General features: G+C 69.8%; 22 protein-coding genes. 11 read left to right on the forward strand and 11 right to left on the reverse strand.

What is annotated here, in order from left to right; translation table 11 throughout:
• Positions 1 to 70: 70 nt before the first annotated feature.
• The 3 genes from NG1_RS20740 to NG1_RS20750 form a co-directional block, all read right to left on the reverse strand.
• Positions 71 to 322 carry an RskA family anti-sigma factor gene (locus NG1_RS20740; protein WP_040864968.1) on the reverse strand — a complete coding sequence of 84 codons (252 nt, stop codon included), beginning with the start codon at positions 320 to 322 and terminating at the stop codon, positions 71 to 73.
• 1 nt (position 323) lies between these two features.
• Positions 324 to 899, reverse strand: coding sequence for a sigma-70 family RNA polymerase sigma factor (locus NG1_RS20745; protein WP_040864969.1), 576 nt, complete (start codon positions 897 to 899; stop codon positions 324 to 326).
• 433 nt (positions 900 to 1,332) lie between these two features.
• Positions 1,333 to 1,626, reverse strand: a complete 294-nt coding sequence (locus NG1_RS20750) for a WhiB family transcriptional regulator (RefSeq protein WP_040865039.1) — start codon at positions 1,624 to 1,626, stop codon at positions 1,333 to 1,335.
• A gap of 625 nt (positions 1,627 to 2,251) precedes the next feature.
• Between NG1_RS20750 and NG1_RS20755 the strand changes: the two genes are divergently transcribed.
• From NG1_RS20755 to NG1_RS20765, 3 genes are all read left to right on the forward strand, one after another.
• Positions 2,252 to 3,133 (forward strand): hypothetical protein, encoded by an 882-nt coding sequence (locus NG1_RS20755; RefSeq protein ID WP_062973236.1) that lies wholly within the window; start codon positions 2,252 to 2,254, stop codon positions 3,131 to 3,133.
• Between the two features lie 133 nt (positions 3,134 to 3,266).
• Positions 3,267 to 3,845, forward strand: coding sequence for a sigma-70 family RNA polymerase sigma factor (locus NG1_RS20760; RefSeq protein WP_040864971.1), 579 nt, complete (start codon positions 3,267 to 3,269; stop codon positions 3,843 to 3,845).
• Positions 3,838 to 5,010, forward strand: a complete 1,173-nt coding sequence (locus tag NG1_RS20765; protein WP_062973237.1) for an anti-sigma-D factor RsdA — start codon at positions 3,838 to 3,840, stop codon at positions 5,008 to 5,010. Before NG1_RS20760 ends, NG1_RS20765 begins: the two co-directional genes overlap by 8 nt.
• Positions 5,011 to 5,239: 229 nt before the next feature.
• Here NG1_RS20765 and NG1_RS20770 read toward each other — a convergent pair whose 3' ends face one another.
• Positions 5,240 to 5,653 (reverse strand): DUF5319 domain-containing protein, encoded by a 414-nt coding sequence (locus tag NG1_RS20770; protein WP_039795739.1) that lies wholly within the window; start codon positions 5,651 to 5,653, stop codon positions 5,240 to 5,242.
• A 224-nt stretch (positions 5,654 to 5,877) separates the two neighbouring features.
• On the opposite strand from NG1_RS20770, the gene guaB reads away from it, so the two are divergent.
• Both guaB and NG1_RS20780 read left to right on the forward strand, forming a co-directional pair.
• Positions 5,878 to 7,422 (forward strand): IMP dehydrogenase, encoded by a 1,545-nt coding sequence (guaB, locus tag NG1_RS20775; RefSeq protein WP_281218279.1) that lies wholly within the window; start codon positions 5,878 to 5,880, stop codon positions 7,420 to 7,422.
• Between the two features lie 292 nt (positions 7,423 to 7,714).
• Entirely contained in the window at positions 7,715 to 8,878 is a 1,164-nt protein-coding gene (locus NG1_RS20780) for a GuaB3 family IMP dehydrogenase-related protein (RefSeq protein WP_062973239.1), read from the forward strand.
• A 307-nt stretch (positions 8,879 to 9,185) separates the two neighbouring features.
• Here NG1_RS20780 and NG1_RS20785 read toward each other — a convergent pair whose 3' ends face one another.
• Positions 9,186 to 9,986 (reverse strand): alpha/beta fold hydrolase, encoded by an 801-nt coding sequence (locus tag NG1_RS20785; RefSeq protein WP_062973241.1) that lies wholly within the window; start codon positions 9,984 to 9,986, stop codon positions 9,186 to 9,188.
• A gap of 120 nt (positions 9,987 to 10,106) precedes the next feature.
• On the opposite strand from NG1_RS20785, the gene guaA reads away from it, so the two are divergent.
• Positions 10,107 to 11,681 carry a glutamine-hydrolyzing GMP synthase gene (guaA, locus tag NG1_RS20790; protein WP_062973246.1) on the forward strand — a complete coding sequence of 525 codons (1,575 nt, stop codon included), beginning with the start codon at positions 10,107 to 10,109 and terminating at the stop codon, positions 11,679 to 11,681.
• Positions 11,682 to 11,705: 24 nt separating this feature from the next.
• Here the strand turns inward: guaA and NG1_RS36795 are convergent, their stop codons facing one another.
• The 3 genes from NG1_RS36795 to NG1_RS20800 all read right to left on the reverse strand — a co-directional run bounded on the left by NG1_RS36795 (position 11,706) and on the right by NG1_RS20800 (position 13,741).
• On the reverse strand, positions 11,706 to 11,852 hold the full coding sequence (locus NG1_RS36795) for a hypothetical protein (protein ID WP_157114145.1): 147 nt from the start codon (positions 11,850 to 11,852) through the stop codon (positions 11,706 to 11,708).
• Between the two features lie 94 nt (positions 11,853 to 11,946).
• On the reverse strand, positions 11,947 to 12,159 hold the full coding sequence (locus NG1_RS20795; RefSeq protein WP_062973248.1) for a hypothetical protein: 213 nt from the start codon (positions 12,157 to 12,159) through the stop codon (positions 11,947 to 11,949).
• The gene (locus NG1_RS20800; RefSeq protein WP_062973249.1) at positions 12,152 to 13,741 is read right to left on the reverse strand and encodes a PspC domain-containing protein; all 1,590 of its coding nucleotides are present in this window, start codon (positions 13,739 to 13,741) and stop codon (positions 12,152 to 12,154) included. Before NG1_RS20800 ends, NG1_RS20795 begins: the two co-directional genes overlap by 8 nt.
• Before the next feature lie 209 nt (positions 13,742 to 13,950).
• On the opposite strand from NG1_RS20800, the gene NG1_RS20805 reads away from it, so the two are divergent.
• Together NG1_RS20805 and NG1_RS20810 are read left to right on the forward strand one after the other, a co-directional pair.
• Complete coding sequence (locus NG1_RS20805; protein WP_084499064.1) at positions 13,951 to 15,279, forward strand: PspC domain-containing protein; 1,329 nt, start codon at positions 13,951 to 13,953, stop codon at positions 15,277 to 15,279.
• A 121-nt stretch (positions 15,280 to 15,400) separates the two neighbouring features.
• Positions 15,401 to 16,036 (forward strand): response regulator, encoded by a 636-nt coding sequence (locus NG1_RS20810; protein WP_040865043.1) that lies wholly within the window; start codon positions 15,401 to 15,403, stop codon positions 16,034 to 16,036.
• 33 nt (positions 16,037 to 16,069) lie between these two features.
• Here the strand turns inward: NG1_RS20810 and NG1_RS20815 are convergent, their stop codons facing one another.
• Complete coding sequence (locus tag NG1_RS20815; protein WP_062973251.1) at positions 16,070 to 17,191, reverse strand: serine/threonine-protein kinase; 1,122 nt, start codon at positions 17,189 to 17,191, stop codon at positions 16,070 to 16,072.
• Positions 17,192 to 17,649: 458 nt separating this feature from the next.
• Here NG1_RS20815 and imuA' point away from each other — a divergent pair, with 458 nt between their 5' ends.
• Positions 17,650 to 18,438 (forward strand): DnaE2-dependent mutagenesis accessory factor ImuA', encoded by a 789-nt coding sequence (gene imuA', locus NG1_RS20820; protein ID WP_062973253.1) that lies wholly within the window; start codon positions 17,650 to 17,652, stop codon positions 18,436 to 18,438.
• Positions 18,439 to 18,475: 37 nt separating this feature from the next.
• Positions 18,476 to 20,059 (forward strand): DNA polymerase Y family protein, encoded by a 1,584-nt coding sequence (locus NG1_RS20825; RefSeq protein WP_062973284.1) that lies wholly within the window; start codon positions 18,476 to 18,478, stop codon positions 20,057 to 20,059.
• 121 nt (positions 20,060 to 20,180) lie between these two features.
• Here the strand turns inward: NG1_RS20825 and NG1_RS20830 are convergent, their stop codons facing one another.
• Positions 20,181 to 20,879, reverse strand: a complete 699-nt coding sequence (locus NG1_RS20830) for a class I SAM-dependent DNA methyltransferase (protein ID WP_062973255.1) — start codon at positions 20,877 to 20,879, stop codon at positions 20,181 to 20,183.
• Positions 20,880 to 21,065: 186 nt separating this feature from the next.
• On the opposite strand from NG1_RS20830, the gene NG1_RS20835 reads away from it, so the two are divergent.
• Positions 21,066 to 21,821, forward strand: a complete 756-nt coding sequence (locus NG1_RS20835; RefSeq protein WP_062973257.1) for an alpha/beta fold hydrolase — start codon at positions 21,066 to 21,068, stop codon at positions 21,819 to 21,821.
• A 3-nt stretch (positions 21,822 to 21,824) separates the two neighbouring features.
• Here the strand turns inward: NG1_RS20835 and NG1_RS20840 are convergent, their stop codons facing one another.
• Positions 21,825 to 22,793: an SDR family NAD(P)-dependent oxidoreductase gene (locus NG1_RS20840; protein WP_062973259.1), complete on the reverse strand. Its 969-nt coding sequence runs from the start codon at positions 22,791 to 22,793 to the stop codon at positions 21,825 to 21,827.
• Positions 22,794 to 22,797 lie beyond the last annotated feature (4 nt).

Consider the following 22,797-nt stretch of genomic DNA (forward strand, 5'->3'; position numbering starts at 1 on the left):
AGGTCGGCGGTTGGTCCGGACCGTCGGGCCCGTACACGTGGAGCGGGAATGCCTGGCGCGACGCCGGGTTTCAGCTGGCGACCGGCGGCTGTTCTGCGGCGATGGCCGCGAGTAGGCGAGCACGCAGCGCGGGCGGCGGAGCGGCCGCCGTGGCGGTGGCGAGAGCGGAGAGCGCTTCTTTGGTGTCTCTGACTTCCCGGATGAACTCCGCGCGTAGCACGGGGTCCTCGCTGTCGAACAGTTCCTGCACCTCTTGATGGTCTTCGTCGTCGATCGATCCGAGCGCGACGGTGTGCGCGAGATCGATCTGGCGTTCGTTCATCTCACGTCACCCCCAAACTTTTCTTCAGTCGTGTCAATCCGTCCCGAATCCGGGACTTAACCGTAGGTAACCCTACGTCGAGGTAGGTGGCTACCTCCGCATAGGTGCGCCCACCGTAGTAGGCGAGCGAGATGGCTTCCCGCTGGGTTTCGGTGAGTGTGGCGAGACCGGCCAGGACGGCCTGTTGGTCGAGCCTGCGCTCGACCTCTTCGGTGACCTCGTCGAATTCGTTGCCGAGCACCCGTATCCCGTAGGCGACCTCGCGCTGGGTGTGGGCCTGTTCGGCGCGGACACGGTCGACGGCGCGCCGATGGGCGAGCGTCATCAACCACGTCACCGCGGAACCCTTCGCCGGGTCGAAGCTCGATGCCATCCGCCAGATCTGCAGATAGACCTCCTGTGTGGTCTCCTCCGCGTATCCAGGATCGTGCAGAACGCGCAACACCAGACCGAAGACGCGCGCGCACGTCCGGTCGTACAGTTCGGCGAATGCTTCCTGGTCGGCTCGGCCGCACCGATGCAGAAGCGCGGCGAGCTCGATACTTTCGGCTGCGCGTGCCGTAACCGCAGAATCCACCGTGGGTGGGAAGGCTTCTCTTCGGAACGAGTCGCCCTCTGCGGCTGGCGGCCGCGTTGTCACAACGCTCCATTCTGTGTCATCGGTCACTACCGTAGCGTGCCGCTATGACCTCCCTTCCGGTGGGGTGCCCGCAAGCCCGGCGCGGATCCGGCGCCGCGTTGCGAAAAGCGCCGACACGCCGGATATCTCGGGAGGAGACAGCCGTGACACGCCGAGCACTGTCGCACCGTGCCGGAAACGGCGGAGCCACGGTTCCCGGCCTTCGCTCGGCGGCCGGCCGATCGATGGTGACGATCGGAACCCACGCGCCGACCTCCGGCGCTGAACCGATCACCGTGTCGCGTGAGCGGCTCGACCGGAGCATGTTGCAGTGGCCCGTTGTTTGCTAGGAATTCGACGCCCGGTGGCGTGTGGATGGGAGGGGATTGATTCAGACGGCCATGCGGCGGCGGTTGCGCCGCGCGTGCATCTCGCGCTCGGTCTCCGACATGCCGCCCCAGATGCCATAGGGCTCGCTGACTTTCAGCGCGTGAGTGCGGCATTGCATGAGCACCGGGCAGGTGCGGCAGATCTCCTTGGCACGCATCTCGCGCGCGGTGCGGGCTCGGCCACGCTCGCCATCGGGATGGAAGAACACCGCGGAATCCTGCCCGCGGCACGATCCTCGCATCTGCCAATCCCAGACATCGGCGTTGGGTCCCGGGAGGTGGGTCGGCATGGGCATGGTGAACTCCTCGTGGTGCGAGCTCGTCAGCGTTGTCGAGCAGTTGTTCTGCAACAGTTGTGGGCCCCGCCGCCGTGTCGGCGAAGGTGCCCGGGCTCGCCCTTCGCGGTCGCTGCAATTTCGCGCGGCGCCGTCTGTGGCGATGAGCTACGTTAGGTCCAGCCGCGAAATTCCGTCAATAGTTCGGCGCAGCACTTTTCCAAATCTCGCGCTGTGAAATTTAACCTCCGAACTATTTACTTTTTGCGTTGGTTCCGGCGATACTGTTCGGTTGGCCGGAGGACCGTTGTATCCGCATGTGTCGTGGGCGATCAGATTTGCGCAGGTAGGGCCGCTTTTTGCGGTGCGGAGCCGCTTCGGAGCGGATGGTGCGCGCATGACGGCGACCGCTCCGGCCGCCGAGGGGGTTCGGACCCGCGGATCCGAAGATGGCGGAAACGGGGCGGGCAGGTTAATTACGCGAAACGCGCATGAATTCCCGGCGCGGCCGCTCGGCGATTGCCAGGGGCTAGATTTACCTAATGGAAACATCGGCGCGGCGGCGGAAATGCCGAGTGCCGGCCTGTCCGTGGTCGCTCACCTTTCGTCGTCCCGGCCCGCGTGCCGCACAGGATAGAGTGCGCCCGTGTTCGCGCCCGCTCCGCTCGGAGATCCTCACGTCGCGGTCCTCGCCGAGGCCGCCTTCGGCGCCGATCCGGGGCGCGCTGCCGCCGAGTTGCCGCCCGCCTCGGACGCACTCGGCGGGTGGTATCGCGCGGTGGTCCTCGGTGGCCAGGGGCGCTATGCCGCGGCGCGTGCCGAATTGCGAAGGGTATGCAACCACAGCACCGACCCCGTCCTCCTCTCACTGGCGGGAAGTACCGAGGGCTCTTTTCTGCGCCAGCTCGGCAGGCACGAGCGTGCGGCGGCGTTCGACGGGCGGGCCGCCGCGCTGATCCTCACCACCGGCGCTGGGGCGGAAGCCGGCTCCTGGGGTTCTTCGGAGGAGACGGGCGGTTACCGTCCCAGCCGCGCCGACGCGATCTGTGACGCGCTCACCGGGCTCGCCGCCGACGCGCTCGGGACCGGGCGGCTCGCGCTGGCCGATCGGCTGCTGCGGCGCAGCGCGTCGGCGGCGCGGCAGTACGGGGCCGGTTGGCGTCCGGCGATCCGCCTGGGCTGGGTGTCCGCCGAAACCGCCCTGGCAGCAGGTGATTTCGACACGGCAGCGGCGCACGCGGCGACCGCGCTCGAGCTGGCCGACCGATCCCCGTCGGTGCGGCACCAGGTCAAGTCCCGCCTGCTGGTCGCCGCGGCCGACGCGGCCCGCGACGCACGCGGACGATCCGGTGTTTCCGCCGAGGACGTCGCCGAGCGGTGCCGCGAACACGGACTGCTGCCGTTGCGCTGGGCCTGTGCCATGCTCCGCGCCGGTTCCGGCGCACCGGATGCGGCGGCAGAGGCGGCCGAGTGCGCCGCGGTCATCGCCCGTGCCGGCGGAGCGTTGCGCCCGCTGGGTGGCGGCTAGGTGATCACGGAGTCCACCGTGTTGCCAAGTTCCGGCCATCGGGTCGCTATTGTTAGATCCGTTCCGCCCCTTCGGTGGAAGCACTGGTCGTCACCGGACCGTGCCACTTGTAACGCCAGGAATATCTCTGACGATGACGCACACGGGCGAAGAGTTGGACCTCGCCGTCGCTGCCGCTGCGCAGGGCGACAGATCCGCTTTAGCTCAGGTACTGGAGATGATCCGCCCGCTGGTGGTGCGCTACTGCCGCGCGCGGATCGGAGCCGCGGAGCGTGGGCAGCTCTCCGCGGACGACGTTGCGCAGGAGGTTTGCCTGGCTGTGATGACAGCCTTGCCCAGGTATCAAGACCAGGGCAGGCCCTTCATGGCCTTTGTTTACGGGATCGCTTCGCACAAGGTCGCCGACGCTCATCGCAATGCCGCCCGTAACAAGGCGGAGGCGATGGCCGAAGTACCAGATGTCATATCCACCGACCAGGGACCGGAACAACGAGCTCTCGAATCAGAGACGAGCAGACAGATGAACCGTTTGCTCGCGACGCTTCCCGAGAAGCACCGAGAGATCTTGATCCTGCGCTTGGTCATGGGTTTGTCAGCGGAAGAAACCGCAGTCGCCGTGGGCAGTACGGCGGGTGCGATCCGGGTGGCCCAACACAGGGCACTCGCGAAACTCAAGTCACAAGTGGCGAGGGCAGGTGAAATGTATGGCTAGGGATGGCGAGCGCGGTCGGGGTGATCGGAAGGCGCGGCTTGGATCGCGAAACAGCGGTCCCTACGCCGAGGCGTCCGGGGACACCGGCCCGGTCGACATCGCAGCGGTACGCCGCGACGATGCTCTGATCGACGCCATCGCCAGCGATGGTCCGGTGCACACCGACAGCGCCGAGGAGTATCAGCTCGCGACGTTGCTCGCGGATTGGCGAGCGGAACTGATCGCACCTCCGATGCCGGCCGAACCGGACCTGGATGCGATCGTGGCCGCGGTGAACCAGGAGATCGGCGCGCGGCAGGTTCGCATCGGGGCGCCCACCGGCGGGCGACTGAGGCTTCTGCGCCCGATCATGGGTGCCGCGGCCGCGCTGGCCTTGGTCTTCGGCGGCATGACGGCGTTCTCGTACAACGCGGAGCCGGGTGATCCGCTGTGGCGGGTCAAGGAGGTCGTGTTCAGCGAACAGGCCCAGACCACCGTGGTGCAGCGCGCGGGCAACGATCTGGACGAGGCGTCGACGCTGGTCACGCAGAATCCCGCCGAGGCGAAGGTGCGCTTGGAGCGGGCCAAGGAGAACGCCGCGCAGGTCAGCGATCCGGATAAGCGCGCCGACCTGATGGCGGAGTGGGAGCGGTTGCTCGCGGAACTGCGCAAGGTGGAACCGGAACTGGCCGAACAGCTCGAGTCGACGGTGCCCAAGACCACTGATCCGCGCGCTACCCCCGGCACCAGCGCGACCACGAAGCCCAACCAGTCGACCGGCGGGACGTCCACGATCGTGCAGCAGCCGGGCGATGCGACGAAACCTTCGACCACAGTCGATGCCACCGCTCCGACCGGCGGTGGAACATCGAACGGCGGCGGAACTTCGAACGGCGGCGGCGCGCCGACCACGGTGCCGCCGGTGACCACGGTGCCGCCGGTGACCACCCAGCCGCCGGCCACCGTGGAACCGACGGTTCCGCAGGAGCCGCCGATCACGGAGGTCAAGCCGCCGCCTACGGGTGGGCCCACGGCGGATACCGGTAATCCGTCGGCGCCGCAGCCGCAGCAGCCGCCCACCGCTCCCACACAGGGCAACACCGGTACGAACGGCAACATTCAGCCGCCGACCTTCAGTGTGCCCGTCATCCCCAACCCGGGGTCGTTCGTGCCGCCCGGTCGCTGATAGACGAAGTAACCGCAAAGGCAAGAACCGATCGCCGGGCAGGCGGTCGGTTTTTTGTCTTTGCGGGCGTCGGTCTGTGGGTCATCGGGCCCTGAGTCATCGGCGTGTCGGCCCGCGACGGAGCCGCGATGTCCGCTTGCCGAAGTGAGTGTGTGCGTCGAGAATCACATCGGCAAGGGCGAGGTACGCGAGCCTCCAGAGGCCCGCGTGCGTATCGGTGAAGGCGGTCTCAGCCGTCGAATCCGTCGAACCCGTCGCCGTGAAAAGCCTCGTTCATCGAGGCGTCCGCGTAGCCCCGGCAGTAGTCCCAGGTGACGTACGCTTCCGGCGTCGGGTCGTAGGCGGGCTCGTGCGGGCGGACCGTGCCGTCGACCAGCAACTGAAGCAAGTTGGCGCGCAACATGTCCCAGTCGTGGTAATGGTCCTGCCTGCAGTCTTCGCAGCTGACCACGAGACCGCGGATGCCGCGGTGGGCCAGCAGCGCCTCGTACACCGCGAGGTCGGCGAGATCCTCCTCGACCGCAAGGCGCTCGTGGGGATCCAGCGGTTCGCCGGGCTCGATGGCGTCGAGCGCGGCGGACGGGTCGGAGGGGTCTCCGGCGAACGGATCCGGCGGCAAGCCAGGTGGTAGATGGTCACGCACATCCCCACGGTACGCAGAACAGGGTGGTCTGCGCCAGCGATGCGGCCCGCCAGTTTCGGTGGTGGGCTCACTTCGTCGGCGAGTTCACCGGACAGATACCATGGAGAACAGGCTACGGCGGGTCCCGACCGCACCGCCGCCGAACCACGTCCATCCCATCAGCCGTCACGGCGCAGGTTGTGCCTGCGCCGGTCGCTATCGACGTCCAGGAGGGGTCGATCCGAATGAGTAATCCCGTACCGGGCGAACGACTCGCAGTCCGCCCTCCTACGGGTGGCGACGATCCGAACAAGATCGCCATGCTCGGCCTCACATTCGATGATGTGCTGTTGCTGCCTGCCGCCTCGGATCTCATCCCCAGTTCTGTGGAGACCTCCAGCCGCCTCACCAGGGAGATCCGCTTGCGGACCCCGCTGGTGAGTTCGGCCATGGACACGGTGACCGAGGCGCGGATGGCGATCGCCATGGCCCGCGCGGGCGGCATGGGCGTGTTGCACCGCAACCTCTCGGCAGCCGACCAGGCCGCCCAGGTGGAGACGGTCAAGCGGTCGGAGGCGGGCATGGTCACCGACCCGGTGACCTGCCGCCCGAACGACACCCTCGCCGAGGTCGACGCCATGTGCGCCAGGTTCCGCATCTCCGGCCTCCCGGTGGTGGACGAGACCGGTGCGCTTGTGGGCATCATCACCAACCGCGACATGCGGTTCGAGGTGGACCAGAACCGCCGCGTCGCCGACGTGATGACGAAGGCTCCGCTGATCACCGCGCAGGAGGGCGTGACCGCCGAGGCCGCGCTGGGGCTGCTGCGCAGGCACAAGGTGGAGAAGCTGCCGATCGTCGACGGCAACGGCCGCCTGCGCGGCCTGATCACCGTCAAGGACTTCGTCAAGACCGATCAGTACCCCGACGCCACCAAGGACCGTGACGGCCGCCTGCTGGTCGGCGCCGCGGTCGGTGTCGGTGAGGACGCGTGGTCGCGTGCCATGACGCTGGCCGACGCGGGTGTCGACGTGCTGGTGGTGGACACCGCGCACGGTCACCAGGCGCAGGTGCTGCAGATGGTGACCAAGGTCAAGACCGAGGTCGGCGATCGAATTCAGGTGGTCGGCGGCAACGTGGCCACCCGTGCGGGCGCGGCGGCCTTGGTCGAAGCGGGCGCGGACGCGGTCAAGGTGGGCGTCGGCCCCGGTTCCATCTGCACCACCCGCGTCGTCGCGGGCGTCGGCGCGCCGCAGATCACCGCGATCCTGGAGGCGGTCGCCGCGTGCAAGTCCGCGGGCGTCCCGGTGATCGCCGACGGCGGCATCCAGTTCTCCGGCGACATCGCCAAGGCCATCGCCGCCGGCGCGTCCACCGTGATGCTCGGCTCGCTGCTCGCGGGCACCGCCGAGTCGCCGGGCGAGCTGATCCTCGTCGGCGGCAAGCAGTTCAAGAGCTACCGCGGCATGGGCTCGCTGGGCGCCATGCAGGGTCGCGGCCAGGCCAAGTCGTTCTCCAAGGACCGCTACTTCCAGGACGACGTACTGGCCGAGGACAAGCTGGTCCCCGAGGGCATCGAGGGCAGGGTGCCGTTCCGCGGCCCGGTCAACCAGGTGATCCATCAGCTGGTCGGCGGCCTGCGCGCTGCCATGGGCTACACCGGCTCCCAGTCGATCGCGCATCTGCAGGAGGCCCAGTTCGTGCAGATCACCGCGGCGGGCCTCAAGGAGAGCCATCCGCACGACATCACCATGACCGTCGAGGCCCCTAACTACACGGGACGCGGTTAGCCCACTAGGTTCATGTACAGGACCAACCGGTCCGTGCATGATTGAGCTTGCCCATCGGTCGTGGCGGTGTGCAAGCTGCGCGGGAGTTGGCGGTTCATTTGTGCTGTCCACCTGCCCCCACAAGTAACCACTGGAGGCGCGAGTCTTACGAGCGCCGTTCGCGGCCCGGCTTGCGTTCCAGCGGTCGAAGCGCATGCGCCGGAGGCGCGAGTCTCGACCGCTGGAACGCGAGCCATCAAGGGGCCGCGAACACGCAGCGCCGCAGGCGCTGCCAGAATTAAGGAGATTTCGCGTGCGCGACATGGTGGAGATCGGCATGGGCCGGACCGCCCGGCGTACCTATGAGCTGGACGACGTCGACATCGTCCCCTCGCGCCGGACCCGCTCGTCGAAGCAGGTCTCGCTGTCCTGGCAGCTGGACGCCTACCGTTTCGAGATCCCGTTTCTCGCGCATCCCACCGACGCGCTGGTATCGCCGGAGTTCGCCATCGAGCTCGGTCGCCTCGGCGGGCTCGGCGTGATCAACGGCGAGGGTCTGTGGGCGCGGCACGCCGATGTCGGTGCGAAGATCGACCAGCTGCTCGAGCTGGTCGGCAAGGGCGGCTACGAGCGCGCCGTGGCGTTGCTGCAGGAACTGCACGCCGCGCCGATGCAGCCGGACCTGCTCGCCGCCGCGGTCGCGCAGGTCCGCGCCGCCGGTGTCACCGTGGCGGTGCGGGTGAGCCCGCAGAACGCGCGCACGCTCACCCCGGCGCTGCTGCAGGCGGGCATCGACCTGCTCGTGGTGCACGGCACGATCATCTCCGCCGAGCATGTCGGCGACGGTGAGCCGTTGAATCTGAAGACCTTCATCGCCGAGCTGGACGTGCCCGTGGTCGCGGGCGGCGTGAGCGATCACCGCACCGCGCTGCACCTGATGCGCACCGGGGCGGCGGGTGTCATCGTCGGCTACGGCTCCTACCCCGGCGCGACGACCACCGGCGAGGTGCTGGGCATCGGCGTGCCGATGGCCACCGCGATCGCGGATGCCGCCGCCGCGCGCCGCGACTACCTGGACGAGACCGGCGGCCGCTACGTGCACGTCATCGCGGACGGTGACGTCGCCACCTCGGGGCAGCTGGCCAAGGCGATCGCGTGCGGCGCGGACGCCGCCATGCTCGGAGTTCCGCTCGCCGTGGCGGCGGAGGCGCCGGGCCGCGGCTGGTACTGGCCGTCGGCGGCCGCGCACCCTTCGGTTCCGCGCGGGTCGCTGCTACACGTCGACGATCCGTGGGATCTCGGTGGCGAGCCGGTCGGTGACACGGTGCGCCCGAGCCTGGAGCGGGTGCTGTTCGGGCCGTCCGACGATCCGTTCGGATCGCTGAACCTCGTTGGTGGACTGCGTCGTTCGATGGCCAAGGCCGGTTACTCGGATTTGAAGGAATTCCAGAGGGTCGGCCTCAGCGTGCGCGCCTGAGCTTTGTTCGATTTGCAGCGCCTGCGGCGCTGCGTGTTCGCGGCCCCTTATGGCTCGCGTTCCAGCGGTCGAGACTCGCGCCTGCGGCGCATGCGCTTCGACCGCTGGAACGCGAGCCGGGCCGCGAACGGCGCTCGTAAGACTCGCTTCTCCGGTGAGCGCCGGGTGGCTCGGAGGCGTGCGGGCCGTGTACAACGGCAGGCCGTTGCATGGCTCGCCCACCGCCAAGGTACCGACGTGTTTCGCGCACCACGAGGCATGCGGCTTTGTGCCGCAAACATTTACGCGGTGCTCGCGCGGGCCGGGTTCAGCGCACGCGGGTCGGTTTCGTCCGTGCGCGCAGGAATTGACGGATCGCGTGGTTCACCGGCTCGGGGTGGGTCATCGTCACCGCCAGTCGGGCGTCCGCGATCTCGATGAACGTGGCGCCGGACAGGCCGTGGGCCAGTTCCTGGGCGCGTTCGCGGTCCATACCGCTGTGGGTGGGGTGGATCACCAGAGCGGGACAAGCGATTTCGCGCAGGCGATCCAGCACCGAATCCCGGCTGAGCAGGCAGCCGGCCGCGACCTCGATGCCGCGACGGTCGCGCACCATCCAGCGCTGGGTCCAGATCTGGCGGTACCACTCGTCGTCGCCGATCAGCCAGGAAGCCAGCTGGTGCACGGCCCGTTCGCGGGAGCCGTCGTCGTACCACTCTTCGAGGAATTTCTGAGTGGCGGTGGACTGCTGCGGGGTGGGCCCGTGCGCTTCGGTGCTGATCAGGATCAGCGCGGAGACGCGTTCCGGCGCGATCAAGGCGGTGCGCAGCGCGGTGAAGCCGCCCTGGGCGGTGCCGCCGATGACGGCCTGTTCGGCGCCGAGATGATCGAGGATGGTCAGCGCGTCGCGGGCCGCGGTCCAGTAGGTGAAGGGTAGGCCCTCGTCCCTGGTGCGGCCGTGGCCGCGGGCATCCCAGGAGACGATCCGGAACTCCGGTGCGAGCGCGGCCATTTGGGCGGCGAACATGGTGCGGTCCATGAAGAACTCGTGCGCCAGCAGTACCACCGGGCCGTCCCCGCCGCTGTCCTCGTAATGGATGTCGGCATCGATCGCGCGGGCGAAGGGCACGAGCAGAAGGATAACCAGCCGGCCCGGCCACGGGTGACGATTCGGGCGGTCGGCTCGCCTCCCGAGCGAGGGGCGCTGTGCCGATGATTCGCTCGTTTCGCCGCTCACTAAACTGGGTGGGTGGCACAAACCCAGAGACCGGTCCTCGTCGTCGACTTCGGAGCACAGTACGCCCAGCTGATCGCGCGGCGGGTTCGCGAGTCGAGCGTGTTCTCGGAGGTGGTTCCGCACACCGCGACGGTGGAGGAGATCGCCGACAAGCAGCCGCTCGCGGTGATCCTCTCCGGCGGCCCGGCCAGCGTGTACGCCGAGGGCGCGCCGCAGCTGGACCCGCGGTTGTTCGAGCTGGGGCTGCCGGTCTTCGGCATCTGCTACGGCTTCCAGGCGATGGCCCAGGCACTCGGTGGCACGGTCGCGCATACCGGCACTCGCGAATACGGGCGCACCGAACTCAACATCGATGGCGGTTTGCTGCACGGCGGCCTGCCCACCATTCAGCCGGTGTGGATGAGCCACGGCGACGCGGTCACCGACGCGCCGGAGGGCTTCGAGGTCACCGGCACCACCGCGGGCGCTCCGGTCGCCGCGTTCGAGGACCGCGCGCGCCGCCTGGCCGGTGTGCAGTACCACCCGGAGGTGCTGCATTCGCCGCACGGCCAGCAGGTGCTGAGCCGGTTCCTGCACGAGCTCGCGGGCATCCCCTCCACCTGGACTCCGGCGAACATCGCCGACTCGCTGGTCGCCTCGGTGCGTGAGCAGATCGGTGACCGGCACGCGATCTGCGGGTTGTCCGGCGGGGTGGACAGCGCCGTCGCCGCCGCCCTGGTGCAGCGCGCCATCGGCGACCGGCTGACCTGTGTGTTCGTCGACCACGGTCTGCTGCGGGCCGGGGAGCGCGAGCAGGTGCAGCAGGATTTCGTCGCCGCGACCGGCGCCAAGCTGGTGACCGTCGACGCGGTGGACAAATTCCTCGGCGAGTTGAAGGGCGTGACCGATCCCGAGGAGAAGCGCAAGACCATCGGCCGGGAGTTCATCCGGTCCTTCGAGGATGCGGTGGGCGAGGTGGTGCTCGAGCACGGCGAGGCCGACGGCGCGGCGCCGAAGGTCGAGTTCCTGGTGCAGGGCACGCTCTACCCGGACGTCGTGGAGTCCGGCGGCGGTACCGGCACCGCGAACATCAAAAGCCATCACAATGTCGGCGGCCTGCCCGACGACCTGGAGTTCGAACTCGTCGAACCGCTGCGGTTGCTGTTCAAGGACGAGGTGCGCGCGGTCGGCCGCGAACTCGGTCTGCCGGAGGAAATCGTTGCCCGCCAACCCTTCCCCGGGCCCGGTCTCGCCATCCGGATCGTCGGTGAGGTCACCGCGGATCGGCTGGAGACGCTGCGCCAGGCCGATGCGATCGCCCGCGAGGAATTGACCGCGGCCGGTCTGGACGGACAGATCTGGCAGTGCCCGGTCGTGCTGCTCGCGGATGTCCGCAGCGTCGGCGTCCAGGGTGACGGCCGCACCTACGGTCACCCGATCGTGCTGCGCCCGGTCTCCAGCGAGGACGCCATGACCGCCGACTGGACCCGGCTGCCCTACGAGGTGCTCGAACGCATCTCCACCCGGATCACCAACGAGGTGCCGGAGGTCAACCGCGTGGTCCTGGACGTGACCAGCAAGCCGCCGGGCACCATCGAGTGGGAGTGATCTCCCGGAGGTAGCCGCTCGCCGTCACCGAGGAGGTCGGCGGGGGCGGTGGAAGGCGCTGTGCAGAATCAGGTGCCCCAACAGCGCACCGTTGGCGCTGCCTGGGCGGGGATCCGGCGGTGTGGTCCGCGCGGTGGGACGCGCCGGATCGGTGGGTTCGTCGGTGTTCATTCGATTCTCCTGTCGTACGACGACCAGGGGTCCGGCCCGGACGATCGCTGGGGATGAACGTGGCACGGCCCGTCCGGTTGGACGGGCCGTGCGGTCATTTGCGGGGAGAGATCACCAGCAGGATGCCGATGACGATCGCGGCGATCACGACGACCCAACCGATCGGGATCATGCTGGCCGCGGGCCAGGACGCCGGACCGACGAAAGCCCACACGCTGATAGCGATGGACAGCAAACCCGCGATGAGCAGCGAGGCGGCGGGGCCGCGGCGGGAATCGGTCGTCTTTTCGCGATCGGTCTCAGCCACGTCGCACCTCCACGTTTCCGGCGCGGACGTCGACGTTCAGTTCGAGCACCGGCGCGCCGAGAGTATTCGGACCGCTGATGCCGTCGGTGCAGAGGGCCTCGGCCATGGTCGCTGCGCAGTGGGTGCGGACGGTCATGTCCGCCGGAAGCAGGACGCGGGCTTCGCCCATCCGTACGTCGACGTCCACGGTGCGGTTCTCGGTCAGTTTCACCGACCGCAGATCCAGCGTGCCCGAGCCCATGGTCACCTGGTAGTTCGACGCCAGTTCCGCGACGGAAGCGGGCGCCCAGGTGTGGTTGCCCATCGCGGCCTGATCGAACTCGACCGGACCGACGGCGGAGGCGAGCAGCACGAATCCCGCGAGTGGCGCGGTGAGCACGAGCAACCCGTAACCACGCCGCAGGAACGCGCCGAGCACCAGGCCCAGACCGATCACGGCCAGCGCGGCAGCGGCGATCCGGCCCGGCGTCATCCATTCCGCGCCCGATGCGGCCGCCGCCCCCGCGCCTGCCGCCGCCAGAATGGCCAGGCCGAGCACCACCGGCGTCAGGCGCGAGCGCGGACGCTTCTGCGGCGGAGCGACGACCGTGCGGGCCGGGCCGGGGTCGGGGAGGTCCCAGGCGAGTGGGGCGACGCCGAGCGGGTCCCAGGACGGTGGGGTCGGGCCGCCGATGATCGCGGGGTGAGCGGCGGCGGGGCGGGGCGTCGGAAGCTCGGCCGTGTCGCCGACCGAGGGCATAGCACCGACATGGCCGCTGGCAGCCGGATCCGATTCGGCTCGGTCACCGACAGCCGCGTCCGATTCGGTTCGCATGCCGGTGGGCGACCCCGGTCCGGCATCGGTGGACCCTCCGGTGGGCGCCGCCGGCTTGTCCAGCACCACAGTCGCGGGGTCGGCGGCTTGCTCCTCGGCGGCGGGCTTGTGCAGCGGGACCGTTGCCGCATCGCCATTCGCGGCGGGCACGGGCGTCTCGGGGACATATGTCTCCGGCAGCTTGGTGTACGGCGTGTACACGGAGGTCGGCGGCACGTACAGGTCACCGACGGTCCGGGGCGCTCCCTGCGGGAAGACCGCGCCGGGGTAGCCGGTGGCGGTGATCCCGCCGTCCGGGGCGAATCCGCCGAACGCCTCGGTGGTTCCGGGTGGCGGGTTGGGTGTGCGCAGATGCAGCATCCACCAGCCTGCCAGCATCAGCGCGAGGCTGATCAGGCCGGATCCGCCGAGACCGACACCGACCGGGCCCATCGTGCTGACCGCGATGGCCAGCGCCACGATCAGCACGATGGTCTTGGTCTGCGACTGCGAGCTGTGGCCCTTGCCGACCAGTGATTCGGCCGCGGACGCCGGGTCGCCCGCCGCGCTCAGCAGCAGCCAGGCCAGCAGGTAGAGCACGAGGCCCGCGCCGCCGAAGATCGTCGAGACGACGAACGCGACGCGAACCAGCACCGGATCGATCTCGTAGCGCCGCGCGAACCCCGCCGCGACGCCCGCGATAGGCCCCTGTCGCGGCAATCGGACCGGCCGGGTCTGCCATATCTGCTGGACCTGGTCGCCGAAGTTCGTTTTCGTCATGTCTCCCATGGTGTGCCGACCCGCGGAATCGGCGCATCGGGGGGAACCCTGAAAAACGGCCTGAACACTTTGGACCGATCCACTGATGTAGCAATTGTTCAGCTATGTCGAGTTTCGCTGATCCGGCCGCTTCTGCGCTGGTCGGCGTGGGTGTCGCTGCTCGAGATCAGGGTGAATCCGGATGGCTGGCAGCTGCGTTGTCGGGCAGTATCGAAGACATGTACCCGTCTGTTCCCGCGTTCGACACTCGGGGGTTCGACGCTGCGCGCGGACTGGGCCCCGCACCCGCGCCGGTCCCCGGGCCGCCGCAGGCGCGGATGTTCCGCCGCTCGGGTGGCCGGGTCGTCGGCGGTGTGGCGGGCGGTCTGGCCGACCATCTGGGCGTCGACGTGTTCAAGGTGCGGATGGCGTTCGTGCTGCTGTGCGCGCTGGCCGGGGCGGGCATCGCCGCCTACGGACTGCTGTGGATCTTCACGCCCGGTGGGTCGGACCAGGCGAAACCTTCCGGTGCCGAGCGGCGGCAGGCGATCGGTCTGGCCATGCTCGGACTCGGGCTCGCGGTCGCCGTGTCGTGGGTGTTCAGCGGGACGGCGGCGAAGGTGATCGCGCCGATCATCGTGGTGGCGGTCGGCGCGGCGCTGGTGTGGCGGGAGTACGACGTCGACGGGCCGCGTTCGTTGCTCGGGCTGCCCGCACGGCCCTCGGTCATCACCTGGTCCCGGATCGTCGCCGGTGCGACGCTGATCGTGGCGGGTCTCGGGGTGGTGGTGCTGGCGCGGATCGATCTCAGCTCACTCGGCTCGGCGCTGCTCGCGGTGGCGGTCACGCTGGTCGGCGCCGGACTGCTGACGGTTCCGCTGTGGCTGCGCATGATGCGCGCGCTGAACGCCGAGCGCGCCGCCCGCATCCGCAACGAGGAACGCGAGGAGATCGCCTCGCATCTGCACGATTCCGTGCTCCAGACGCTCGCGCTCATCCAGCGCCAGGCCGACGACCCGCAGGAGGTGCTGCGGCTGGCCCGCAGCCAGGAGCGGGAACTGCGGAAATGGTTGTTCGAGGATTCCGGCCCCGCGCAGTCGAGCTTGGCCGCGGCACTGCGGACCATCGCGGGCGAGGTGGAGGACCAGCACGGCGTGAAGGTGGCGCCGGTGACCGTCGGTGATGTGTCGATGGACATCGACGGTTCGGGATCCGGTCTGCCGAAGGAGCACTTCACCGCGCTGCTCGGCGCGAGCAGGGAAGCGCTGGTCAATGCCGCGAAGCACGCGGGCGTCCCGGAGATCGATCTGTTCGCCGAGGTCGAGCCGCATCAGGTGAGCGTCTTCGTGCGTGACCGCGGCTCCGGCTTCGACCTCGCGTCCGTGCCGGAGGATCGCCGGGGCCTGGCCAAATCCATTCGCGGCCGGATCGAGCGCCGCGGCGGTCAGGTGGACATCCTGTCGAGGCCGGGCCGTGGCACCGAGGTACGGATCATCATGCCGCGCACCGATTCCGGCTGCCCCGCCCACGACGAAGAGCCCGCCCCCGCCGCGGGCGTCGTCCGCTAGTCGTCCGTTTCTCGCGGACCCGCAGGGTCCGCACAGCTGCCGTGGAGTGCGCGAAGAGCGCGTGGGGGATGAGTGTGGTACCGGTTGGGGGTCAAGGGTCGGTTAGGAGAAGTAGGTGGCCGTGCGGGTCTTTCTCGTCGATGATCACGCCGTTTTCCGGTCGGGTGTGCGTGCGGAGTTGAGCCGGGAGGCGGACATGGAGGTGGTCGGGGAGGCCGGCGGGGTAGCGGAGGCGGTGGCCGGGATCAACGCCGAGCGCCCGGACGTCGTCCTGCTCGACGTGCACATGCCCGACGGCGGCGGGGTGGCGGTGCTGGCCGGCATCGAGCCGGGACCGGTGTGCCTGGCGCTGAGCGTGTCCGATGCGGCGGAGGATGTGATCGCGGTGATCCGGGCCGGGGCCAGAGGGTATGTGACGAAGACGATCTCGGGATCCGAGCTGGCCGACGGCATCCGCCGGGTGGCGGGCGGCGATGCGGTCTTCAGCCCGCGCCTGGCCGGCTTCGTGCTGGACTCGTTCACCGGAAGGTCCCCGGTACCCGAACCGCCCCTGGATCCCGAACTCGACTCGCTGACCCCGCGCGAGTTGGAGGTGCTGCGCCTGCTCGCGCGCGGCTACACCTACCGTGAGATCGCCGAATCCCTGTTCATCTCCGTCAAAACCGTGGAGACGCACGCCTCCAACGTGCTGCGCAAGACCCAGCAGTCCAACCGCAACGCCCTGACCCGCTGGGCCCACCGCCGCCGCATAGACTGACGGCCGCGCGCCCGCCGGTGCGGTGCGGCGACGTCAGAGGACGGCGACGATGATCCCGATGATGATGATCAGGCCGATCAGCAGTCCCACGGCGATGGCCAGAGGGGCATTGTTCGGCTGGGGATTCCTGGCGCGCTGCGGGGTAGCGGCCGCGGTCGCGCCCGCGTGGTTGCGGTGCGGGCGGGGCAGCGGGGTGGAGTGCGGGCTGCGGATCCCGGACGCCGAATTGCGCGCGGCCCAGGAGGGGATGGTTCCGTCCTCGGTGCGGACGGGCGCGCCGAGAATGTGCGGGCCGGTGCCGGGACCGAAAGCGGCGGTGAGGATCTCGTCCCGCGCCTCGGCCATGGTCGGGCGGCGCTGCGGCGCGGGCTCCATCATGTGCAGCAGGGCCTGGGTGAGCACACCGCTGCGGGTCGGCGGGATGATCTGCGCCATGGCGGCGCGGTGCACGATGACATCGCTGTCCTCGTCGAAGCCGAACGGCGGCTGCCCTTCGATCGCGGTGTAGAGCGTGGCGCCCAGGGAGAACACATCGCTTGCCTTGGTCGGCTGGGCTCCGCGCGCCACCTCGGGGGGCAGATAGGAGGGGGTGCCGGTGATCACGCCGTCCGGTTCGTCGGACAGATCGCCCGCACCCCGGGAGATACCGAAGTCGCTGAGTTTCGCCATACCCACGCCGGGGCCGCGGTCGGCGACGAGGATGTTGCCCGGCTTGATATCCCGGTGCACGATGCCGACCGCGTGCGCGGCGGCGAGCGCGTCGGCGACCTGAGCGCCGATCTGCGCGACCTCGATCGGCGGCAGCGTGTCGACCAGCGCGAGCGCCTTCGCGACGCTGCGGGAGGGTAGGTGCTCCATCACCAACCAGGGCTCACCGGCCTCGAGCACCACGTCGTACACGGCGATCGCGTGGTCGTGCGAGAGTTTCGCGGCGACCCGGCCCTCGTGCAGGATCTGGTTGCGGACCGCCTCCGCTTCTGCCTCCTCGAGCCCGGCCGTGGTGAGCACCTGCTTGATCGCGACGTCCCGGTCGAGCAGGCGATCGTGCGCCAGCCAGACCGCGCCCATACCGCCGCCGCCCAGCTTCGACTGGAGGCGATAGCGGCCTGCGACGAGATATTGGGGGCCGACAGTGGGACGAGCGCGTTCGGTCACGGGTGCAGGGTAGCGGAAAATGAGGCTAGCTGGCCTGATTCGTGTTCGCGTATAGGGCGAGACACGGGGCACGGCCATGTGCCGCGCCCGCTCGCTGACGCTCGGTCGGGATGCGTGCCACACACCATACCGATGAATGGGTGCCGTTGCGTCGTAGCCGGGCGCGCGCAGGGTTCGCTCCTCGCATCGAGAATCACGTCACTCGGAAGGGATCCGCGGATTTCCGGCCCATGGCAGTGGTTGCGTGCCGGTTTGCCGAGCCGGGCCCTGTCACCTCGGCGGGGACCGCGCGACACGAAGCTCTCCGCTCTTGACGAAACCTAGGGGTCGGTTTCTACTGGGTCGGTATCGAACGTATATTCGATATCAATCGATAGCTGAACCGGTGCTGTGCTCGAAAGCGAGGGTAGCTCCGCCATGCTTCGTCTCGGGTCCATCGTGGGAAGTGGGTGGTTGAGATGGGTTCGGATGCGATATCGCAGGGAGGGGTGAATCGGGGAGCGCTGCGGCGCGATGGTGGGCGGGAGGATGCTCCCTCCCTGGCTGAACTGCGCAGACGGATGGCCGCGGTGCCGGGGCGCGGTGAATCCGCGGCGCAGCGGGTCCCGCTCGGCACCGAATCGCGCCGCGCGGCATTGCCGGTGCCTGCGGCGCTCGCGCCCCTGTTGCCCGATGGTGGCCTGCCCAAGGGTTCCGTGGTGGCGTACACGGGGGCGAGTTCGCTGCTGGCCGGTCTGCTCGCCGCGGTGACCGAGGGCGGTGGGCATGCCGCGGTGGTCGGCATGCCCCGGCTCGGTCTGCTCGCCGCGGTGGAGATGGGGGCGCAACTGCGGCGGCTGGCCGTGATCGCCGACCCAGGCCCCGATCCGGTGGAGGTGGCCGCGGTGCTGCTCGACGGGCTCGATCTGGTCGTGCTCGGACTCGGCGGCGGCGCCGTCGCGCCCGCTCGCAGCAGGGTGATCGCGGCCCGCGCCCGCAACAAGGGCGCCACCCTCGTGGTCACCGACGGTCGCTGGCCCGGCGCGTCCCTCCAACTCGACGCCCGCATCGCGGGTTATGCCGGTCTCGGCCGCGGGCGCGGGCGCTTGCGTTCGCTCGGCTTGACGGTCGAGGTGCGCGGCAAGGCGGGACCGCCACGGCGCGGACGGCTGGATCTGTGCCCGAATGCGGGGCGCGTGGAATGGGTGCTGCGCGAGAAGTCTGCCCGGACAGCCGAAGTCGCCGACACGCAGGAGGCGGTCTCGTGAGTGCGTCCGTGGGGGACGAAGGTCGTTCGTCGCCGTGATCCGGCCGGGGTCGAAGCGGGTGCTCGCCCTGTGGTGCCCGGACTGGCCCGCGGTCGCCGCGGCGGCGTCGGCGGGACTGCCCGCGACGCGGCCGGTGGCGGTGCTGTTCGCCAACCGGGTGGTGGCCTGTTCGGCGATCGCCCGAGCCGAAGGGGTGCGCCGCGGCCTGAAGCGCCGAGAGGCGCAGGCGCGGTGCCCCGGCCTGTTCCTCGCGCAGCAGGATCAGGACCGGGACGCGCGGCTGTTCGAACCGCTGGTCGCGGCGGTGGCCGCGACGGTGCCCGGTGTGGAGGTACTGCGCCCCGGGCTGCTCGTGCTCGCCGCGCGCGGCGCGGCGCGGTTCTTCGGGTCCGAGGAGGCGGCGGCCGAGCGCCTGGTCGACGCGGTGGCCGCGGCCGGGGCGGAGGCACAGATCGGGATCGCCGACGAGTTGTCCACGGCGGTGATCGCCGCCCGGCGCGCCGCGATCGTGCCGGTAGGGACGGGTGCGCGGTTTCTCGCGCCATTGCCGATCGGGGAACTCGCGGTGGAGCCCAGCCTCACCGCCCCGGAACGCGCCGATCTGGTCGATCTGCTGCACCGCTTGGGTCTGCGCCGGATCGGTGATTTCGCCGCGCTCTCCGCGGCGGAGGTCGCCTCCCGCTTCGGGACCGACGCCGTGCTCGCGCACCGCTGCGCCAGGGCCCAGCCGGAGCGTCCGCCGTCCGCCCGGCAGCCGCCGCCGGATCTGGTGGTGGAGTATCGCTGTGATCCGCCGATCGAGCGGGTCGACGCGGCCGCCTTCGCCGGTCGCCTGCTCGCCACCCGGCTGCACGGCGCGCTCGCGGATGCCGGACTGGCCTGCACCAGGCTCTCGGTGCACGCGGAAACCGCGGCGGGGGAGGATCTCGCCCGGATCTGGCGCTGCGCCGAGCCGCTCACCCCGGAGGACACGGCGGACCGGGTGCGCTGGCAGCTGGACGGCTGGCTCACCCGGCGCGACGGCGCGCGGCCCACCGCGCCGATCACCGTGCTGCGGCTGGAACCTGTCGAGGTGGTCACGGCGGGCGCGCTGCAACTCGGGCTGTGGGGCGGGGCCGGGGAAGAGGACGAGCGAGCCCGGCGCGCGCTCATCCGGGTGCAAGGGCTGCTGGGCGGGGAAGCGGTGCGGGTCGGCGTGCTGAGCGGCGGACGCGGGCCCGCCGAACGAATCACCATGGTCACGCTGGGTGACGAACTCGTCCCCGCGGCCGACCCCGCGCAACCCTGGCCGGGCCGGCTGCCCGAGCCCGCCCCCGCCGTACTTCTGCTGAACCGTCCGCTGGTGCGGCTCGAAACCGCCGACGGCGCGCCCGTCAAGGTCACCGACCGCGCCATGTTCGACGCCGAACCCGCACTGCTGCGCTGGGGGAGCAAACAGTGGCGGTTGACCGGCTGGGCGGGCCCGTGGCCGGTGGACGAACGCTGGTGGGCGCCCGATGCGGACGACGCGGAACTCACCGCCCGCGCCCAGGTTCAACTCGACGACGCGCCCGCCCCCAGCCGAGTGCTGCTGCTGGTCTACCGCGCCGAAACCTGGCGTGCCGAGGGACTTTACGACTGAGGGCCACAACAGTCACACGCCCGCCAACCTCGGGTAGGCCGGTACAGGCTTGGCCCTGAACGGAATCGGCGTCGGAGACCAGGTAAGGCCGCCGTCACCGCTCCCGGGTCCGGCGGCTGGTTCACTCCGGCCGCGACCACACCGTCGCCAACGTGAACGGATGTCCGCGCAGGGCAGCCCATTTCGGCTTGCGGGCCAGGAACGCGTCGTCCACCAGTGCCTCGGCGACCTCGGTGAGGACCCATCCGGCGGCCAGACCGGCCGACAGATGCTCGCTGATCAAGTGCAGATGGGTGCTGATCGCCACCGGTTCGCCGGAAGGGTCGGTGTAGTGCGTCGGCATTCCCGACACCATGATGAACTGCGGGTGGTAGCTGACCGATACGCACCGGGCGCCCGGTGCGGCCAGGCGCCACGCCTCCGCGTAGAACGGCGCGAGTTCCGGTAGGTGCTCGTCGATCAGCGACGCGATCACCAGGTCGTAGGCGCCGCTCGGCAGACCCGTGTCCCGCACATCCGCGCGGGTCAGCGTGGTGTGGACGCCGCGTTCGGCGGCCAGCGCCAGCATTCCCTCGCTCACGTCGACCCCGTCGATGTGCGTCGACCCGTTGTCCCGCAGCCACGTTCCGGTGCGCCCGGTGCCGCAGCCCAGATCCGCCGCGCGCCGCACCCGGCCGAGGTCCAACCGCAATCGCCCGAGCAGAGCGAGATCCATCTCATCCAGGACCGTCTGCTCGTAGGTGGGCGCCCACCCGTCGTATCCCGTGGCGACATCGACGGTGCGGTAGGCGCGGCGGTCGAAGTCGGCGAAGGAGGGCATGCGGTGAGTATTGTTCCGGGCTCGCTCTCGCACCAGCCATTTATCGAGCGAGTCGAAACACCTTGGTTCGCATGAGTCTTCGCGCGCGCCTCAGGAAGCCCCGGGTCCCGCACCACACCTCTTCCGGCAGTGATCCGCGCTACATGGCGCAGGGGGAGTGCATGACTGCCGGTATCCTCGTTGGTCGTGGATCTGACGCTGGACCAGGTGACATTCGGAAACGTGCGGATCGCCTATCGGGATTCGGGGGTGGGCGCCGTCAGCGACATCCCCGTGCTGCTGGTGCACGGCATGGGCGGCGGCGGGCACACGTGGGACCGGTTCGCGCGTGTACTGGTGCAATCCGGGCGCCGGGTGATCATCCCCGATCTGCGCGGACACGGTCGTAGCTCACATACCGATTCCTACCTCTTCGACGAGTTCGGCGACGATCTGCTGCGCCTCTGCGAACATCTGGAGCTGCCCGCGGTGGATCTGGTCGGGCATTCGCTCGGCGGTTACGCGGTGTCGCGCGTCGCGCAGGAGCGACCGGAGCTGGCGCGCAGGCTGGTCATGGAGGAATGCCCGCTTCCGCTGCGATCCGGCGTCGAGGAAATGCGCCTGACCCGCCGGTTTCCCACGGTGCCCGAGTTGTGGCACGCCACATCCAGCCTGGTGCGCCACCCGCGCGCGGTGGTCGCGTTCGACCGTGCCATGACGAAGACGGCGCTGGAGCAGTTCCGCAAGCCGAACCCGGAATGGTGGGACCGGCTCTCCGACATCACCGCACCCACCCTGGTGTTGTGCGGCGGACCGGGCGGCATGGTGGATCCGGACAAACTCGCCGACCTGCGAGCCGGCCTCGCCGACTGCACCGTGACCACCTTCACCTGCGGCCACAGCATCCATCGCGACCGCTACCAGGAGTTCGCCGCGACCGTCCGGCCGTTCCTGGCCGGCTGAGGTTCACCAATGCGTACCGGGCACCCATCGGGCGGCCCGGCGCAAGGCCGTGCCCGTGACGCGCCGCGCGGCCGACCTGGGCGGTCGCACGGGAAGCGAGTCGACGGGTTCGAGCTGTTCGTCGTCGGGCTCGGTCGGCTCGCCCTTGGCCGCGGGGGAGTCGGGCAGAGCGCGGTAGTAGCGGTGCAGGACGCGGTCGCGGATCTTCGGGGTGAGCAGCGCGCCGTATTCGGCGATGGTGCCCAGCGGCACGTCGATGCGCTTGGGGCGTTCGGTCAGCGCCCGCACGATGGTCGCGGCCGCCCACTCGGGCGACTCGGCGGGGCCCTGGTCGCCGCTCGGGGTGATCATCGGCGTGCGCACCAGCGGCATGTGGATGGTGGTGAACGTGACGCCGTCGGCCATGGTCTCGACGGCCGCCACCTCGGTGAACTTGTCCAACGCCGCCTTGCTGGCCAGATACGCGGCGAACCGCGGCGTGGCCACCTGCACGCCCGCGCTGCTGATATTGACGATGTGCCCGAACTTGCGTTCCCGCATCTGCGGCAGCAGGGCCAGCGTCAGCCGCAGCGCGCCGAAGTAGTTGACGGCCATGGTGCGTTCGAAGTCGTGCAGCCGGTCGGTGGAGCGGTGGATGGCACGGCGGATCGAACGGCCCGCGTTGTTCACCAGCATGTCCACGTGGCCGTGCTCGGCCAGGACGATCCCGAGCACCTGGTCCACGGAGTCGGAATCGGTGACGTCGCAGGAGTATCCGTAGGCCGAGCCGCCCGCCGCCCTGATCTCGTCGACGACGGCGGTGAGTTCCTCGCCCCGGCGCGCGAGCAGGAACACCGTGGCGCCCTTGCCCGCGACCGCCAGCGCGGCCGCCCGGCCGATTCCGGAGGACGCCCCCGTGATGAGAACGTGCCGTCCGGTGAGGTCGCGGTTGCGGCGCCCGCGCCGGGCGGGCTCGGCGGCTGCGTCGGTCATCGCT

The sequence above is a fragment of the Nocardia gamkensis NBRC 108242 genome, from assembly GCF_001612985.1.
GTDB lineage: Bacteria > Actinomycetota > Actinomycetes > Mycobacteriales > Mycobacteriaceae > Nocardia > Nocardia gamkensis.

Coding starts and splice junctions, on each gene's coding strand:
- NG1_RS20740 (WP_040864968.1), bottom strand. CDS start 322: ATGAACGAACGCCAGATCGATCTCGCGCACACCGTCGCGCTCGGATCG.
- NG1_RS20750 (WP_040865039.1), bottom strand. CDS start 1,626: ATGCCCATGCCGACCCACCTCCCGGGACCCAACGCCGATGTCTGGGAT.
- NG1_RS20760 (WP_040864971.1), top strand. CDS start 3,267: ATGACGCACACGGGCGAAGAGTTGGACCTCGCCGTCGCTGCCGCTGCG.
- NG1_RS20765 (WP_062973237.1), top strand. CDS start 3,838: ATGGCTAGGGATGGCGAGCGCGGTCGGGGTGATCGGAAGGCGCGGCTT.
- guaB (WP_281218279.1), top strand. CDS start 5,878: ATGAGTAATCCCGTACCGGGCGAACGACTCGCAGTCCGCCCTCCTACG.
- NG1_RS36795 (WP_157114145.1), bottom strand. CDS start 11,852: ATGAACACCGACGAACCCACCGATCCGGCGCGTCCCACCGCGCGGACC.
- NG1_RS20800 (WP_062973249.1), bottom strand. CDS start 13,741: ATGGGAGACATGACGAAAACGAACTTCGGCGACCAGGTCCAGCAGATA.
- NG1_RS20805 (WP_084499064.1), top strand. CDS start 13,951: ATGTACCCGTCTGTTCCCGCGTTCGACACTCGGGGGTTCGACGCTGCG.
- imuA' (WP_062973253.1), top strand. CDS start 17,650: ATGGGTTCGGATGCGATATCGCAGGGAGGGGTGAATCGGGGAGCGCTG.
- NG1_RS20830 (WP_062973255.1), bottom strand. CDS start 20,879: ATGCCCTCCTTCGCCGACTTCGACCGCCGCGCCTACCGCACCGTCGAT.
- NG1_RS20840 (WP_062973259.1), bottom strand. CDS start 22,793: ATGACCGACGCAGCCGCCGAGCCCGCCCGGCGCGGGCGCCGCAACCGC.